Source organism: Oryzomicrobium sp., assembly GCF_021287045.1.
Lineage (GTDB): Bacteria > Pseudomonadota > Gammaproteobacteria > Burkholderiales > Rhodocyclaceae > Oryzomicrobium.
In genome coordinates this window covers 88140-103537 of sequence record NZ_JAJTBG010000001.1, presented here as the reverse complement: position 1 = coordinate 103537, position 15398 = coordinate 88140, and the positions used below count along the sequence as shown (strand labels likewise).

At 68.5% G+C, this 15398-nt stretch carries 12 protein-coding genes and 1 riboswitch; of the genes, 6 read left to right on the top strand and 6 right to left on the bottom strand.

The annotated features are described in order from the left end of the window. Nucleotides 1-83: 83 nt before the first annotated feature. From cydX to cydP, 4 genes are read right to left on the bottom strand one after another with little or no spacing between them, the layout of a single operon-like run. Nucleotides 84-185, bottom strand: a complete 102-nt coding sequence (gene cydX / locus LWW89_RS00455) for a cytochrome bd-I oxidase subunit CydX (RefSeq protein ID WP_293259453.1) — start codon at nt 183-185, stop codon at nt 84-86. Nucleotides 186-206: 21 nt separating this feature from the next. Then, on the bottom strand, nt 207-1346 hold the full coding sequence (cydB, locus tag LWW89_RS00450; RefSeq protein ID WP_293259450.1) for a cytochrome d ubiquinol oxidase subunit II: 1140 nt from the start codon (nt 1344-1346) through the stop codon (nt 207-209). 13 nt (nt 1347-1359) lie between these two features. Continuing rightward, nucleotides 1360-2928 (bottom strand): cytochrome ubiquinol oxidase subunit I, encoded by a 1569-nt coding sequence (locus LWW89_RS00445; RefSeq protein WP_293259447.1) that lies wholly within the window; start codon nt 2926-2928, stop codon nt 1360-1362. Further along, entirely contained in the window at nt 2906-3163 is a 258-nt protein-coding gene (gene cydP, locus LWW89_RS17525) for a cytochrome oxidase putative small subunit CydP (protein WP_365780761.1), read from the bottom strand. The genes LWW89_RS00445 and cydP overlap by 23 nt, the downstream gene beginning before the upstream one ends. A 281-nt stretch (nt 3164-3444) precedes the next feature. Between cydP and LWW89_RS00440 the strand changes: the two genes are divergently transcribed. Beyond that, nucleotides 3445-4443, top strand: coding sequence for a hypothetical protein (locus LWW89_RS00440; protein ID WP_293259444.1), 999 nt, complete (start codon nt 3445-3447; stop codon nt 4441-4443). 6 nt (nt 4444-4449) lie between these two features. Here LWW89_RS00440 and LWW89_RS00435 read toward each other — a convergent pair whose 3' ends face one another. Continuing rightward, nucleotides 4450-4971, bottom strand: coding sequence for a TlpA disulfide reductase family protein (locus LWW89_RS00435; protein WP_293259441.1), 522 nt, complete (start codon nt 4969-4971; stop codon nt 4450-4452). A gap of 55 nt (nt 4972-5026) precedes the next feature. Then, on the bottom strand, nt 5027-6211 hold the full coding sequence (locus tag LWW89_RS00430) for an MFS transporter (RefSeq protein ID WP_293260297.1): 1185 nt from the start codon (nt 6209-6211) through the stop codon (nt 5027-5029). A 336-nt stretch (nt 6212-6547) separates the two neighbouring features. On the opposite strand from LWW89_RS00430, the gene aspA reads away from it, so the two are divergent. The 5 genes from aspA to LWW89_RS00405 all read left to right on the top strand — a co-directional run bounded on the left by aspA (nt 6548) and on the right by LWW89_RS00405 (nt 15392). Then, on the top strand, nt 6548-7987 hold the full coding sequence (gene aspA, locus LWW89_RS00425; RefSeq protein WP_293259438.1) for an aspartate ammonia-lyase: 1440 nt from the start codon (nt 6548-6550) through the stop codon (nt 7985-7987). A 69-nt stretch (nt 7988-8056) separates the two neighbouring features. Next, nucleotides 8057-9358: a dicarboxylate/amino acid:cation symporter gene (locus LWW89_RS00420; protein WP_293259435.1), complete on the top strand. Its 1302-nt coding sequence runs from the start codon at nt 8057-8059 to the stop codon at nt 9356-9358. A 144-nt stretch (nt 9359-9502) separates the two neighbouring features. Continuing rightward, entirely contained in the window at nt 9503-11458 is a 1956-nt protein-coding gene (locus LWW89_RS00415; protein ID WP_293259432.1) for an ATP-binding protein, read from the top strand. After that, complete coding sequence (locus LWW89_RS00410; RefSeq protein ID WP_293259429.1) at nt 11451-12812, top strand: sigma-54 dependent transcriptional regulator; 1362 nt, start codon at nt 11451-11453, stop codon at nt 12810-12812. Before LWW89_RS00415 ends, LWW89_RS00410 begins: the two co-directional genes overlap by 8 nt. A gap of 118 nt (nt 12813-12930) precedes the next feature. Continuing rightward, a riboswitch (cyclic di-GMP riboswitch) is annotated at nt 12931-13015 on the top strand. 85 nt (nt 13016-13100) lie between these two features. Continuing rightward, nucleotides 13101-15392: a S8 family serine peptidase gene (locus LWW89_RS00405; RefSeq protein ID WP_293259426.1), complete on the top strand. Its 2292-nt coding sequence runs from the start codon at nt 13101-13103 to the stop codon at nt 15390-15392. Nucleotides 15393-15398 lie beyond the last annotated feature (6 nt).

Below are 15398 nucleotides of genomic sequence, written 5' to 3'. Positions count from 1 at the left end.
GACACAACGTCGCAGTTCCATGCGGAACGGGCCGCACTGCGGCCCGTTCCTGGTTCAGGTCAAATCAAGGTAAGAATCCGGCGTCAGCCCTTGCGGCGCTGCTCCTGGGCTTCGAACCAGAGGGCATTGACCAGGGCGAGCAGGACGGCCAGGCCAAGGCCCAGTATCCAGGCGAAATACCACATGGCGGAACTCCTTCGTTGCGGTCAGTAAAGGGCCTTGTCGTTGGCGGCCACGTAATCCCGGGTCACCTTGCCGGCCATCACCCGGTAGGCCCAGCCGGTGTAGGCCAGCACGATGGGGGTGAAGATCAGGGCCACGTAGAGCATCACGTTCAGGGTGACGTAGCTGGACGTGGCGTCCCAGGCGGTAAGGCTGGCCTTGGGCATGGTGGAGGACGGCAGGACGAAGGGGAATAAGGCCACGCCGGCGGTCAAAATTACCGCCAGGCAGGACAGGGACGAGGCAATGAACGCCAGCAGGGTCTTGCCCCGGTCCAACCCGGCCATGGCCAGCAGCGCCCCGGCGTAGGCCACGGCGGGCACCAGCCAGAGCGCGGCATGGGCGCGGTAGTTGGCGAACCAGGCGCCGGTCTCCCGGCCCACTTCCTTCATCAGCGGGTTGAGGGCGCCGCCCACGTCCGGAATCGACCGGATCACGTAGCCGTCGAGGTGCGATACCCACAGCCCGCCAGCCGAGAAGGACAGCAGCAACACGGTGGCCGCCACCAGCCCGGCGCTCCGGGCCCGAGCCTGAAGCGCCCCGTCGGTACGGTGGGCGAGGAAGGTAGCGCCCTGCAAGGCCAGCAAGGACAGGCTCACCACGCCGCAGAGCAATGCGAAGGGGTTGAGCAGCGCCCAGAAGCTGCCGGTGTAAAAGGAGCGCATGGTCTCGTCCAGGTGGAAGGGCACCCCCTGGAAGAGGTTGCCGAAGGCCACGCCGAACACTAGGGCCGGCACCGCGCTGCCGGCGAACAGGCCCCAGTCCCATGAGCGGCGCCAAGCCGGGTTAGGCAGTTTGGAACGGTACTCGAAGCCGACGGGGCGGAAGAACAGGGCGAACAACACCAGCAGCAGGGCCCAGTACATGCCGGAAAAAGCGGTGGCATAAACGAAGGGCCAGGCGGCGAAGATGGCGCCGCCGGCGGTGATGAACCACACCTGGTTGCCGTCCCAGTGGGGGGCCACGGTGTTGATCATCACCCGGCGGTCGGTGTCGTCCTTGCCGAGGATGGGCAGCAGGATGCCCACGCCCATGTCGTGGCCGTCCATGATGGCAAAGCCGATGAGCAGCACGCCGACCAGCAGCCACCAGATGAGCTTCAGGGTCAGGTAATCGAACAGCATTGCATCGTCCTCCTCAGGAATGGGCCGGCACGGCCTGGGCGTCGGCGGGAGCGGGAGCCGCCTTCAGGGCGTCGGGGCCAAGACGGGCGTACTTGAACATCAGGAACATCTCGGCGACCAGCAGCACGGTGTAGAAGCCGACGAAGCCGGAGATCGAGCCGTACAGGCTGGCGGCGGACAGGCTGGAGGCAGACAGATGGGTGGGCAGCATGCCGAACACCGTCCACGGCTGGCGGCCGTACTCGGCGACGAACCAGCCGGACTGGATGGCGATCCACGGCGCCGGAATGAACCAGAGGGCCCAGCGCAACAGCCAGGGCTTGTCCTGGAAAGTGCCCTTCATGCCGTGCCAGAACGCCAGAGCCACCAGGGCGAGCATGGCAAAGCCCAGGGCCACCATCAGGCGGAAGGTCCAGAACAGGGGCGCCACCCGGGGAACAGAATCGTGGGCGGCCTGATCCAGCATGGTCGGGGTGACCTGGGTCAGGTCCTCCGTGTACTTCTTGAGCAACAGTCCGTAGCCCATGTCCTTCTCATGGGCCTGGAAGCGCGCCTTGGCCTCCAGATCGCCCGGATTCTTGCGCCAGGCTTCCAGGGCCAGGACGGCCAGGCGGCCGGACTCGATGCGCTCCCGGTTGGCCGCCCGGATCTCCTTGATCCCTGGCAGGGTCTTGCTTACCGAGCGGGTGGCGATCAACCCCAGGGCATAGGGAATGCGCACCTCCCAGTCGTTGGCTTGGCGCGCGTCGTTGGGCCAGGCCAGCAGGTTGAAGCCGGCCGGGGCGGGCTCCGTTTCCCACATGGCCTCGATCGCCGCCAGCTTGGACTTCTGCGACTCGGACACGGCATAGCCCGATTCGTCGCCGAGCACGATCACCGACAGGCAGCCGGCCAGGCCGAACGCCGCAGCGATGCGGAACGAGCGCCGGGCAAAGTCCACGTGCAGCCCCTTGAGCAGGTACCAGGATGAAATGCCCAGAACGAACAGCGAACCGGTGACATAGCCCGCCGCCACGGTATGCACGAACTTGGACTGGGCCACCGGGTTGAACACCAGGGCGGCGAAATCCACCAGCTCCATGCGCATCGTCACCGGGTTGAAGGCGGCCCCCACCGGGTCCTGCATCCAGCCGTTGGCGATCAGGATGAGCACGGCGGAAAGGTTGGTGCCCAGGGCCATCAACAGCGTGACGGAGAAGTGCCCGACCTTCGACAGCCGGTTCCAGCCGAAGAAGAACAGGCCGACCATGGTCGATTCGAGGAAGAACGCCATCAGCCCCTCGATGGCCAGGGGGGCGCCGAAGATGTCGCCCACGTAATGGGAGTAGTAGGCCCAGTTGGTGCCGAACTGGAACTCCATGGTGATGCCGGTGGTGACGCCCAGGGCGAAGTTGATGCCGTAAAGCTTGCCCCAGAACTTGGTCATGTCCCGGTAGACATCCTTCCCGGTCATCACATAGGCCGCTTCCATCACCACCAGCAGCCAGGACAGCCCCAGGGTCAGCGGGACGAACAGGAAGTGGTACATCGCTGTCGCGGCGAATTGCAGCCGCGACAAATCAACGACCATCGGATCGATCATGGCGGGTATCTCTCATGGATTGGTTTGCAGGGGCCCCGGCAATGCGCTCGGCCATGTGCGGCGCGTCGACATGGACGCGGTACGGCGCGATGCAACAAGTCCAGAGCAGGAACAACAGGACCGCCTTGAGCACCAGAAGCGCCGCCAGGTGCCCCCCCAGCCCGCGGCGGAAGCCGGATGCGGGCACAGGCGAGGACGGGGAGGAAGGGGACGGCAGCGGACTTGGCGGGTTCATGGCGTTGGCGGCTCCTGGACGGACGCCCCGCCGCCGGCCGGAGGACCGGTTACCCCCCCGGCCCGGGCGGCCGGGCAGGCGAGCGCATTCTGTTGCGCCCACCGGAAGGCGAAAAGAGACCTAATGCCGCGCGGCCTGATGCCGCGCGTCCTGGCGCCGCACCCTCCGGTCCGGCGGCCATGCCGGAGTGCGGCGGATTGCCGCAGGAATGGCAAAGCGCCCCCCGGCTAGACTGCCGGGTGTTCTTTCACCTCGGTACCACCGCCATGTTCAAGCCACGCATGACTTCGCTCAGCCAGACCCTGGCCACCCTCGCCCTTGCCACCGCTGCCGGCGCAGTCCAGGCCTGCGCCAGTTGCGGCTGCACCCTGAGTTCGGACTGGGAAAGCCAGGGCTTCACCAACCAGCCGGGCCTCAAGGTGGACCTGCGCTACGACTACCTGAACCAGAACGAGCTGCGCCACGGCAGCGGCCGGATTTCCGCCGCCGACGCCAGCCAGCGGACCACGTCCCAGGGTCAGCCCCAGGAAGTGGAGAAATACACCCGCAACAACTACCTGACCCTGGGCCTGGACTATGCCTTCAACGCCGACTGGGGGATCAACGTCCAGCTGCCCTACATCGACCGCAGCCACCAGACCCTCGGCACCAACTCGAACGGCAGCGCCCCGGCGAGCGGGGCCTACGACTCGAAGACGTCCAGCCTGGGCGACGTGAAGGTGATCGGCCGCTACCAGGGCTTCACGCCCCAGCACAACGTGGGAATCCTGTTCGGCCTCAAGCTGCCCACCGGCAACTACACCAAGACCGGCATTTCCACGGACCCGACCAATCCCGGGGACGGCGCCCCCATCGACCGGGGCCTGCAGCCCGGCACCGGCACCACCGACGCCATCCTGGGGGCCTACTTCTTCGACAGCCTGAGCCGCAACTGGGATTACTTCGCCCAGGCCATGGTGCAGACCGCCCTCAACAGCAAGGACGACTACCGGCCGGGCACCGGCTACAACCTGAACGTGGGAGTGCGCTACATGGGGTACGCCGCGGCCATGCCGCAGCTTCAGCTCAACACGCGCTACGTTGAGCACGACCGGGGCGCCAGCGCCGACCAGACCAGCACCGGCGGCACCCTGGTGTATCTGAGCCCCGGGGTGGTGGTGCCCGTTACCAAGCAGGCTTCGGTCTACGGCTTCGTCCAGCTGCCGGTGTACCAGTACGTGCGGGGCGTGCAGCTGACGCCGCGCTACACCCTGTCGGTGGGCGCGCGCTTCGCCTTCTGACCCGGATCAGCGGGAGGCGCTCTCTGACAACAGGGGAGTGACTTCCCGCTCCAGGGATTGCAGATCGACCCGAGGCTCGCCCTCGCTGCCGTCGCGGCGCAGGATGCCGCGGCGGTCCACCACGAAGGTCATCGGCAGCCGCCAGATGCGGCCCAGCCCGCGCAGGTTGCTCTGCCGCCCGACGCCCATGGGGTAGCTGTAGGCCCGCATCACCTCCCGGGCCAGGGCGTCCGCCCCCGCGTCGTCCATGCTCACCGCCACCAGGCGCAGGCCCTCGGCCTTGTGGCGCCGGTAGTAGCTCTCCAGGGCCGGCATTTCCTCACGGCAGAACTCGCACCAGGTGGCCCAGAGGTTGATCACCACCACCTCGCCCCGGGCCTCGGAAAGCTTGAAGGACTTGCCGTCGGCCAGGACGATCTCCAAATCCGGCGCCGGCTTGCCCACGTCCAGTGCCAGGCCGGGAACGGCGGTGAGCAGCAGGGCCAGAACCAGCAGGCCCTTCCTGAGGGAACGGAACGGTTGGGCCACGGCGGCGCTCCTGGCAAGAACCTCGGTCGATCGAAACGCCCGACAGGCGAAAAGCTCAATCCTTGCCGCGGGGCGGGGGAAACTGGAAGGTGGCGGCCACCGTCAGCCACAGCAGGGCGATGCCGGCACAGGCCCAGTACACGGTGTGGGGGCCAGCGCGCTGGACGATGGCGCCGCCCACGGCGCCGCCCAGGAACAGCCCCAGGGACTGGGTGGTGTTGTACACCCCCAGAGCCGCGCCCTTGGCCTGGGGCGGGGCGATGCGCGAGATGAGGGACGGCTGGGTGGCTTCCAGCACGTTGAACGAGACGAAGAACAGGGTCAGGCACAACGACAGGCCGGCCAGGGAATCGCCGAAGGCTTCGAACCCCAGCTGCACCAGCACCAGCAGGGCCACGGCGCCGTTGAACACCAGCTTCATGCGCCCGTGCTTCTCGGCGGCGATCACCGCCGGCACCATCACGGCGAAGGACACCAGCACCGCCGGCAGGTACACCTTCCAGTGCTCGCCCAGGGGCAGGTCGCCGACCCGCACCAGGGCGGCGGGCACCACCACCCACATGGCGGTCTGCATCAGGTGCAGGGCAAACACGCCGAAGTTGAGGCGCAGCAGGCGCCCGTCGCGCAGCACATCGGCGAAGCGGGCCCGGCCGATGCCGCGCTCGGCAGCGGAAACGTCCCGCACCGGGTCGGGCACGATCAGCAGCAGGGCGGCGATGGCGCCGGCGGCGAGCAGGGCGGTGAGCCAGAAGATGCCGCCCATGCCCACGGTGCGGAACAGCAGCGGCGCCAGCACCAGGGAGCCGGCGAAGGTGAGGCCGATGCTCGATCCGATCATGGCCATGACCTTGGTGCGCTGGGATTCACGGGTCAGGTCGGCGGCCAGGGCAGTGACGGCGGCGGAGATCGCCCCGGCGCCCTGAAGGACGCGGCCCACCAGTATCTGGGGCAGGTCGTTGGCAAGGGCGGCGACGATGCTGCCGGCGATGAACAGCAGCAGCCCGACCACGATCACCGGCTTGCGCCCGAAGCGGTCGGAGGCCATGCCGAAGGGAATCTGCAAGAAGGCCTGGGTGATGCCGTAGGCGCCGATGGCCAGGCCGATCAGCCCGGCGTTGTGGCCGGAAGGCAGGTCCCGGGCATAGACGGCGAAAACCGGCAGGATGAGGAACAGCCCCAGCATGCGCAGGGCGAAGATGGCGGCGAGGCTGACGCCGGCGCGGCGTTCTTCTGCATTCATGGCGTTCCCGGAGGAAACGGGGTCGACGGCGGCCATGGGCACTCGGTAGGACGAAAAAGGCGGCTATCGTAACAGGTTCGCCTGACGGCGAGGTTCTTCGCCGGCCCCATCCCTGCGCGCGCATCCACGCCAAAGGCGTCCCGCCCCCTCCCTTGCCGTTCGGATTTCCGAACGATCCACCCCCCCGCCATCCGTAAATCCGACCGCCCCGCCCGGACCGTCATAAAAAAACAACCTCCGATCAAGGCATTGCGCCGGATCGCTACCTGGCACGCTCCGTGCAATTCCTGAGGGCCTCCACACGAGAGGCCACCACACCAGGAGACCGGAGACACCATGAGCGGCACCCCCTACCGTTCCGAGCACGACCTGCTCGGCGACAAGAACGTCCCTGCGGACGTCTATTACGGCGTGCATACCCTGCGCGCCCTGGAAAACTTTCCCATCACCGGCATTTCCATCGCCGTTTACCCGGACCTGATCCGGGCCCTGGCCCAGATCAAGCTGGCCGCCGCCCGCGCCAACCAGCAGCTCGGCCTGCTCGACGCCCCCCGGGCCGACGCCATAGTCGCCGCCTGCCGCGAGCTGATCGCCGGCAAGCTGCACGACCAGTTCGTGGTGGACGTGATCCAGGGCGGCGCCGGCACCTCGACCAACATGAACGCCAACGAGGTGATCGCCAACCGGGCCCTGGAAATCCTCGGTCACGGCAAGGGCGAGTACGCCCACCTGCACCCCAACGAGCACGTCAACATGGGGCAGTCCACCAACGACGTGTATCCCTCGGCCCTCAAGCTGGCCACCTACGTGGGCATCTTCCGCCTGGTGGAGGCCATGGCCCACCTGCGCCGCAGCTTCGAGCGCAAGGCCGACGAATTCGCCGACGTGCTCAAGATGGGCCGCACCCAGTTGCAGGACGCGGTGCCCATGACCCTGGGCCAGGAGTTCTCCACCTACGCCGTGATGCTCGGCGAGGACGAGGAACGGCTCAAGGAAGCGGCCCTGCTGATCCGCGAGATCAACCTGGGCGCCACCGCCATCGGCACCGGTATCAACGCCCACCCGGACTACGCCCCCCTGGTCTGCCGCCTGCTCGCCGAAGTGAGCGGCGTGCCGGTCATCACCGCCCCCAATCTGGTGGAAGCCACCCAGGACTGCGGTTCCTTCGTGCAGCTGTCCGGCGTGCTGAAGCGGGTGGCGGTGAAGCTGTCCAAGACCTGCAACGACCTGCGCCTGCTCTCTTCCGGCCCCCGCGCCGGCCTGGGCGAGATCAACCTGCCGGCACGCCAGGCCGGCTCGTCGATCATGCCGGGCAAGGTGAACCCGGTGATCCCCGAAGTGGTGAACCAGATCGCCTACGAGGTGATCGGCAACGACCAGACCGTCACCTTCGCCGCCGAGGCCGGCCAGCTCCAGCTCAACGCCTTCGAGCCGATCATCGCCCACAGCCTGTTCAAGAGCGTTCACCACCTGCGTGCCGGCTGCCTGACCCTGGCAGACCGCTGCGTGGACGGCATCACCGCCAACCGGGACACCCTGCGCGCCAGCGTCGAGAACTCCATCGGCATCGTCACCGCGCTGAACCCCTACATCGGCTACGCCAACGCCACCGAAGTGGCGGCGGAGGCCTTCCGCAGCGGCAAAAGCGTCACCGAGGTGGTGCTGGCCCGGCAGCTGATGACCCCGGAAGCCCTGGCCGAGGTGCTGCGCCCCGAGGTGCTGACCCGGCCGCGGGCCATCCCTGCTGCTCCCGCCGCCCCCGCCGCCAAGCCCTGATCCCCCACCGAAGAGACGATCAACGTCATTCCCATTTCATCCCGGCCTGACCGGGGGAGGAGTCCTGCAATGAAAATGAACAAGCTGACCACCTGGATCGGGGTTGCCCTCGTCCTCGGCATCGTCGTCGGCTACGCCTGCCACGAGCTGGTCCCGGAAGCGGCGGCGGCCAAGGAGCTGGCCGGCTATTTCGGCATCCTCACCGATATCTTCCTGCGCCTGATCAAGATGATCATCGCGCCCCTGATCTTCGCCACCCTGGTGGCGGGCCTGGCCAACATGGGCGACGCCAAGGCGGTGGGCCGCATCGGCGGCCGCGCCCTGGGCTGGTTCATCTGCGCTTCGTTCTGTTCGCTCTTCATCGGCCTGCTGTTCGCCAACGTGCTGCACCCGGGCCACGGGCTGAACGTGCCCCTGCCCGATTCCGCCGCCGGCCTCAACCTGAAGACCGCCGCCCTCAACCTGAAGGACTTCATCACCCACGTCTTTCCCAAGAGCGTGATCGAAGCCATGGCCGGCAACGAGGTGCTGCAAATCCTCATCTTCGCCGTGTTCTTCGGCGTCGCCCTGGGCCACCTGCACAACCAGACCGCCCGCTCCCTGGTGAACACCATGGACGAGGTGGTGCACGTGATGCTCAAGGTCACCGACTACGTGATGCGCTTCGCCCCCTTCGGCGTGTTCGGCGCCGTGGCCGCCGCCATCACCATCAACGGCCTGGGCATGTTGCTGGTGTTCGGCAAGTTCATGCTCAGCTTCTACGTCGCCCTGGCCGCCCTGTGGGGCGTGCTGATCCTGGCCGGCTTCGCGGTGCTGGGCAAGGACGTGTTCCGCCTCCTCAAGCTGGTGCGCGGCCCGCTGCTGGTGGGCTTCTCCACCGCTTCCAGCGAATCCGTCTATCCCAAGCTGATGGAGCAGCTGGAGAAGTTCGGCATCAAGAACCGGGTCACCGGCTTCGTCCTGCCCCTGGGTTACTCGTTCAACCTGGACGGCTCGATGATGTACACCACCTTCCTGGCCCTGTTCATCGCCCAGGCCTACGACATCCCGATGAGCATCACCGCCCAGATCACCATGCTGCTGGTGCTGATGGTGTCCTCCAAGGGCATCGCCGGGGTGCCCCGGGCCTCCCTGGTGGTGGTGGCCGCCGTGCTGCCCATGTTCAACCTGCCGGAAGCCGGCCTGCTGCTGGTGCTGGGTATCGACCACTTCCTCGACATGGGCCGCACCGTCACCAACGTGCTGGGCAACTCCATCGCCACCGCCGTGGTGGCCAAGTGGGAAGGCGCCATCGACCCGGTGCCGGCCGACCAGGCCGACGCCGAGGAATCCCTGCCGGTGGTGGACGAAACCTACCCCGAAGCGGCCTGACGCCGCCTCGCCGGGCGGCGGCCCGACAACGCCGCCGCCCCAACCTTCCTCCAGTTCGCCCGGCACCTTTTTGCCGGGCTTCTTTTTCTCCCGCCATGACGCCCGACGGCAACCGCCCCGCGCCAGCCGCCCTCCGCCACCGCCATGCGTGACGAACCCCGCCCGGCGGCCGCCGCGCCTGATAGCATGGGGCCGTTTTCCGCCCCGGACCCGGCCCTGCCCATCATGCCCGCCCCGCAACGCCTGCTCCGCCTCCTGGCCCTGCTGCTGGGCCTGGCCGCGCTGATCGGCGGCGCCAGCTACGCCACCTTCCGGGTCAGTCAGGCCATGGGCCTAGCCGAACTGCAACTCACCGGCCGACACCGGCTCGACCTCTACAGCGCCAGCCTGGAACGGGAAATCGACAAGTACGCCTACTTCCCCACCACCCTGGGGCTGGAGCGGGACGTGCTCGACCTGCTCGCCAAGGGCGAGCGGGACACGCCCCTGGCACGGCGGATGAACGTCTACCTGGAACAGCTCAACGACCGGGCCGGCACCCTGTCGGTCTACGTGCTCGACACCCGGGGCACGGTGCTCGCCACCAGCAACTGGCGCCGCCCGGACAGCTTTCTCGGCGAGGACCTGTCGTTCCGCCCCTACTTCCGCGACGCCATGGAAAACGGCAGCAGCCGCTTCTTCGGCATCGGCACCACCCGGGGCGAACCGGGCTACTACCTGGCCTCGGCCCTGACCAACGCCCAGGGCACCGTGGGCGTGGCGGTGGTCAAGGTCAGTCTGGAGCAGCTGGAAAAATCCTGGGCCACGGTGGAAGCCCCGGTGCTGGTCTCGGACGAGAACGGGGTGGTGATCCTGGCCTCGGTGCCGGACTGGAAGTTCACCGCCCTCGCCCCCCTGGACGAAGCCACCCGCCACACCTTCGACCGCACCCAGCAATACAACCGGCGCGCCCTCAACCCCCTGGGCGTCAAGGAAATCGCCGCCCTCGACCACGGCGCCCGCATGGTGAAGCTGCCCCGGGTCGGGCCGGAGATGGTGTCGGTGTTCCCGGTGACCGGCCAGTTCCTGGCCCAGTCCCAGCCCCTGCCCGGCACGCCCTGGAGCCTCACCGTGTTCTCCCACGTCGAGCCGGTGCGCGAGATGGCCGCCAGCCGGGCCGCCCTGGCCGGCATCGCCGCCGTGCTGGTGTTCATCGTGCTGATCATGTTCAACGAGCGGCGCCGCCACCTGCGCGACCGTCTGGCCGCCCGGGAAGCCCTGCAACGGGCCCACGACGAACTGGAGCGCAAGGTGGCCGTGCGCACCGCCGACCTGTCCGCCGCCAACGCCCGCTTACAGGAGGAAGTGGCCGAACGCATCCGCGCCGAGCGCACCCTGCGCGCCGCCCAGGACGAGCTGGTCCAGGCCGGCAAGCTGGCGGTGATCGGCCAGCTGTCCGCCGGCATCGCCCACGAGCTGAACCAGCCCCTGGCCGCCCTGCGCACCCTGTCCGGCAACGCTGGCAAGTTCCTCGACCGGGGCGACCTGCCCACGGTGCGTGGCAACCTGACGCGCATCGCCCAGTTGGTGGACCGCATGGGCAGCCTCACCGGCCAGCTCAAGTCCTTCGCCCGCAAGTCCTCGGGCCAGCCCCGGCCGGTGGTGCTGCAACAGGCCCTGGACAACGCCCTGGCGCTGCTCGACCAGCGCCTGCGCCAGAGCGGCACCCGGGTCGTGAGCCGCCTGCCCGCCGCCGACCTGGTGGCCCACTGCGACCCGAACCGGCTGGAGCAGGTGCTGGTCAACCTGATCGGCAACGCCCTCGACGCCATGGCCGGCCAGCCCGAGCCCTGCCTGGAACTGTCCGGCGAAGCGGCGGGCACCCTGCTGCGCCTGCGGGTGCGCGACCACGGCCCGGGCCTGAGCGACGACGTGCGCGCCCACCTGTTCGAGCCCTTCTTCACCACCAAGGAAGCCGGGGTCGGCCTGGGCCTGGGGCTGCCCATCTCCGCCGGCATCGTGCGCGACTTCGGCGGCACCCTGGACGGCGACAACCACCCGGAAGGCGGCGCCGTGTTCACCCTGGAAATCCCCGCCGCCGACGAGAACCGCCATGACTGACGCCCCCCTTGCTTCGCCCGCCCCCACCCTGTCCGTGCTGATCGTCGAGGACGACCCGGACGTGCGCCTGGGCTGCGAGCAGGCCCTGCAACTCGAAGGCATCGCCACCCAGTCCGCCGGCTCGGTGGAGCAGGCGCGCAAGCGGCTGGGGGCCAACTTCGCCGGGGTGGTGGTAAGCGACATCCGTCTGCCCGGCGCCGACGGCATGGCCCTGCTGCGCGAACTGCACGCCCTGGACCCGGAGCTGCCGGTGGTGCTGATCACCGGCCACGGCGACGTGTCCCTGGCGGTGCAGGCGATGAAGGACGGGGCCTACGATTTCATCGAGAAGCCCTTCGCCCCGGAGCACCTGGTGGACGTGACCCGACGCGCCCTGGACAAGCGCCGCCTGACCCTGGAAGTGCGCGCCCTGCGCGCCCGGCTGGAGAGCCAGGACCAGCTGGAGGCCCGGCTGATCGGCCGTTCGCCGGCCATGGTGCGGGTGCGCCAGCTGATCGGCGACCTGGCCAACAGCGCCGCCGACGTGCTGATCTTCGGCGAGACCGGCACCGGCAAGGAACTGGTGGCCCGCTGCCTGCACGAGGCCGGCCCGCGCCGCCACGGCAACTTCGTCGCCATCAACTGCGGCGGTCTGCCCGACACCCTGTTCGAAAGCGAGATCTTCGGCCATGAGGCCGGGGCCTACACCGGCGCCGGCAAGCGCCGCATCGGCAAAATCGAGCACGCCAGCGGCGGCACCTTGTTCCTCGACGAGATCGAGTCCATGCCCGTGGCGATGCAGATCAAGCTGCTGCGGGTGTTGCAGGAGCGCTGCCTGGAGCGCCTGGGCTCCAACACGCCGGTCCCCATCGATTGCCGGGTGGTGGCCGCCACCAAGGAGGACCTGCTGACCCTGTCCGGCCAGGGGCGTTTCCGCAACGACCTCTACTACCGCCTGAGCGTCGCCACCCTGCCCCTGCCGCCCCTGCGCGAGCGTCGGGAGGACATCCCCCTGCTGTTCGAGCACTTCCTGCTCCAGGCCGCCGCCCGCCACCAGCGCCCGGCGCCCCCGGCCGATCCGGCCCGCTTGCAGCAGTTGCTGGCCTACGACTGGCCGGGCAACGTGCGCGAGCTGCGCAACGTGGCCGACCGCTGCGTGCTGGGCATCGAGGCCGGCGTGGCCCCCTTTGCCGCCGCCGCCCCGGCCGCGCCCCTGGCGCTGGCGGAATCCGTCGAATCGTTCGAGCGCGCCCTGATTGCCGACGCCCTGGGCCGCCACGGCGGCAGCCTGTCCCGCACCGCCGAAGCCCTGGGCGTGGCCAAGACCACCCTGCACGACAAGATCCGCAAGTACCGTCTCGGCGAGCAGGGCTAAGGTCCGCGCCAGTACTCGTTCTCCGGGCAGTCCCCCTTCCCGGCCGGTGGCGCTCCCCGCCGCTTTCGCACCCCAATCGTTGGACGGGTCAGAGGTTTGTCAGGCCGTCGTCCTAGATTGACGACATTGGCAAACCCGTCGAAAGCCGGGGACGCAAAGCTGCGGGGCTAACGAGGAAACTCCAGGCCAGCCGGGCTGCCGGAATGCCGCAAGGGCGTTTCGTCATGCCGGGTCTCGCCCGCATCCCGCTTTGCATCCCGATTTCGCGCACTCCGGAAGGAAATCGAGATGCTCAACTCCCTCGTCAAGCGCACTCCCGTAGCCCTGGCGCTCCTTTCCGCCTTTGCGGCCGGCGCCCAGGCCGCCACCACGCCGGGGCTCGCCCCCTGGCTGGTCCAGATCGGGGAAACCAACGCCATCCTTTCCGCCGCCAACTGGGGCAAGGGCGTGATCATCGGCACGGTGGACACGGGCATCGTCGCCAGCAACCCGGTGTTCGCCAGCGGCCAGGTCTCCAACCAGCTGAGCGGCTGCGCCGCGGTGAGCTTCCGCTGCACCAGCGGCGCCCTGGACGACAACGGCCACGGCACTGCCGTGGCCTCGATCGCCGCCGCCAACAAGACCACCACCGGCACCTACAGCTACTCGGGCTACACGGTCGCCGCCGGCAGCTACATCGGCGTGGCCCCCAACGCCAACATCGTCGCCGAAAAGGCCCTGAGCAGCGCCGGCTCCGGCACCAGCACCGACGTGGCCAACGGCATCAACCGGGCCGTGGCGGCGGGCAGCGCCATCATCAACCTGTCGCTGACCTTCATGCCCACCGCGGACATCGTGGCCGCGGTCAACGCCGCCGCCGCCAAGGGCGTGTTCATCGTCTGGGCCGGCGGCAACAGCAGCCAGGCCCTGCTCAACAACGCCAACAGCCTGGGCTTCACCCAGGCGGCCATCAGCCATCTGATCCTGGCCGGCGCCCTGGACACCACGGCGGCCAAGAACGCCTCATACACCAACACCCCGGGCACCGGCAGCTTCGTCAGCACCAGCGGCACCCAGGCCACCTACGCCTCCCGCTGGATCACCGCGCCGGGCACCAACATCCTGGCCCCGGGCATCATGTACGGCTCGGGCGCCATGGCCCTGTGGTCCGGCACCTCGATGGCCGCCCCCGTGGTCAGCGGTTCCCTGGCCCTGCTCGAATCCGCCTGGCCGATCCTCAAGACCAACGGCACCGCCGCCAACCTGCTGCTCGCCACCGCCACCGACCTGGGTGCCAAGGGCGTGGATACGAGCTACGGCACCGGCCTGGTCAACCTGGGCACTGCCTTCCAGCCCTACGGGGCCCTGACCGTCACCCAGGCCAACGGCAAGACCGTCGCCCTGACCAGCCTGACCGGCTCCCTGATCACCGGCGGCGCCCTGGGCAGCCTTGCCTCGGTGCAGGCCAAGCTGGCCAACTACACCGCCCTGGACGGCTACCAGCGCAACTTCACGGTCAACCTGTCGGGCCTGATCCAATCCCGCCCCACCGCAGCCAGCGTGAACCCGCTGCCCAGCAACCCGAACACGGGCGTGGCGGTGATGAAGCTGAACGACGGCGGCCAGATCGCCACCTGGCAGGCGCCGGCCCTCAGCCCGGCGGACCGGCTGGGCGTGTTCGCCAACAACGACGGCAGCCCGGTACCCAACGTCGGCTTCGTCGCCTTCACCAACGCCGCCGGCAGCACCCTGGCCATGGGTTACGGCATCGCCTCCAAGTACGCCTTCTCCCGCGCCCTGTACGAGGACGCCAACCTTTCGTACCTGGGCAGCGAGCTGGGGGTTTCCAACCTTTCCGACCTGGCCCAGGGCGGCTACCACATGGCCTACGGCACCCGGCTCGACTCGGGCGTCCGGGCGGCCCTCTCCCTGACCCGCACCCCCACCGAGTTCTACGCCGGCAACCCGGCCTGGGGCCAGGTGACCGGCCCCACCAGCGCAATGAACCTCAACCTGGGGGTGACCTACAAGTTCGCCGACCGCTGGACCGGCGGCATCACCCTGGGACAGCTGAGCGAAACCTCCGGGCTGCTCGGCAGCAGCTACGCGCCCAATAGCGCCCTGGATCTGGGCACCAACCGCACCACCAGCTATGGCCTCTCCCTGGCCTACGCCTTCGACGCCGACCGCAGCCTGCTGATGGAAGCGGGATTCGCCTTCACCCGGGGCGGCAGCGGCAGCGGCCTACTGACCGAGACGACCAACATCCAGTCCCGCTCCTACGGCGCCACCTACCTCGCCAAGCGCATCTTCGGCGATGAGGACCGGCTGACGATCTCCGTGAAGCAGCCGTTGCGCGTGACGGCCGGCCAGGCCGGCGTCGCCACCACCAGCATCGACCAGTTCGGCGTCGCCCACTACGGCACCGAAATGACCAGCCTGGTACCCACCGGCCGCCAAGTGGACGTGAAGCTGGCCTACGACACCCCGATCGCCCGCAACCAGTCCGTGATCCTGCAAGTCATCGGCCGCAAGGACGTGAACAACATCGCCGGCGCCCGGGACGGCCAGTTGGGCATGATCTGGTCGGCGCGGTTTTGAGGGGAT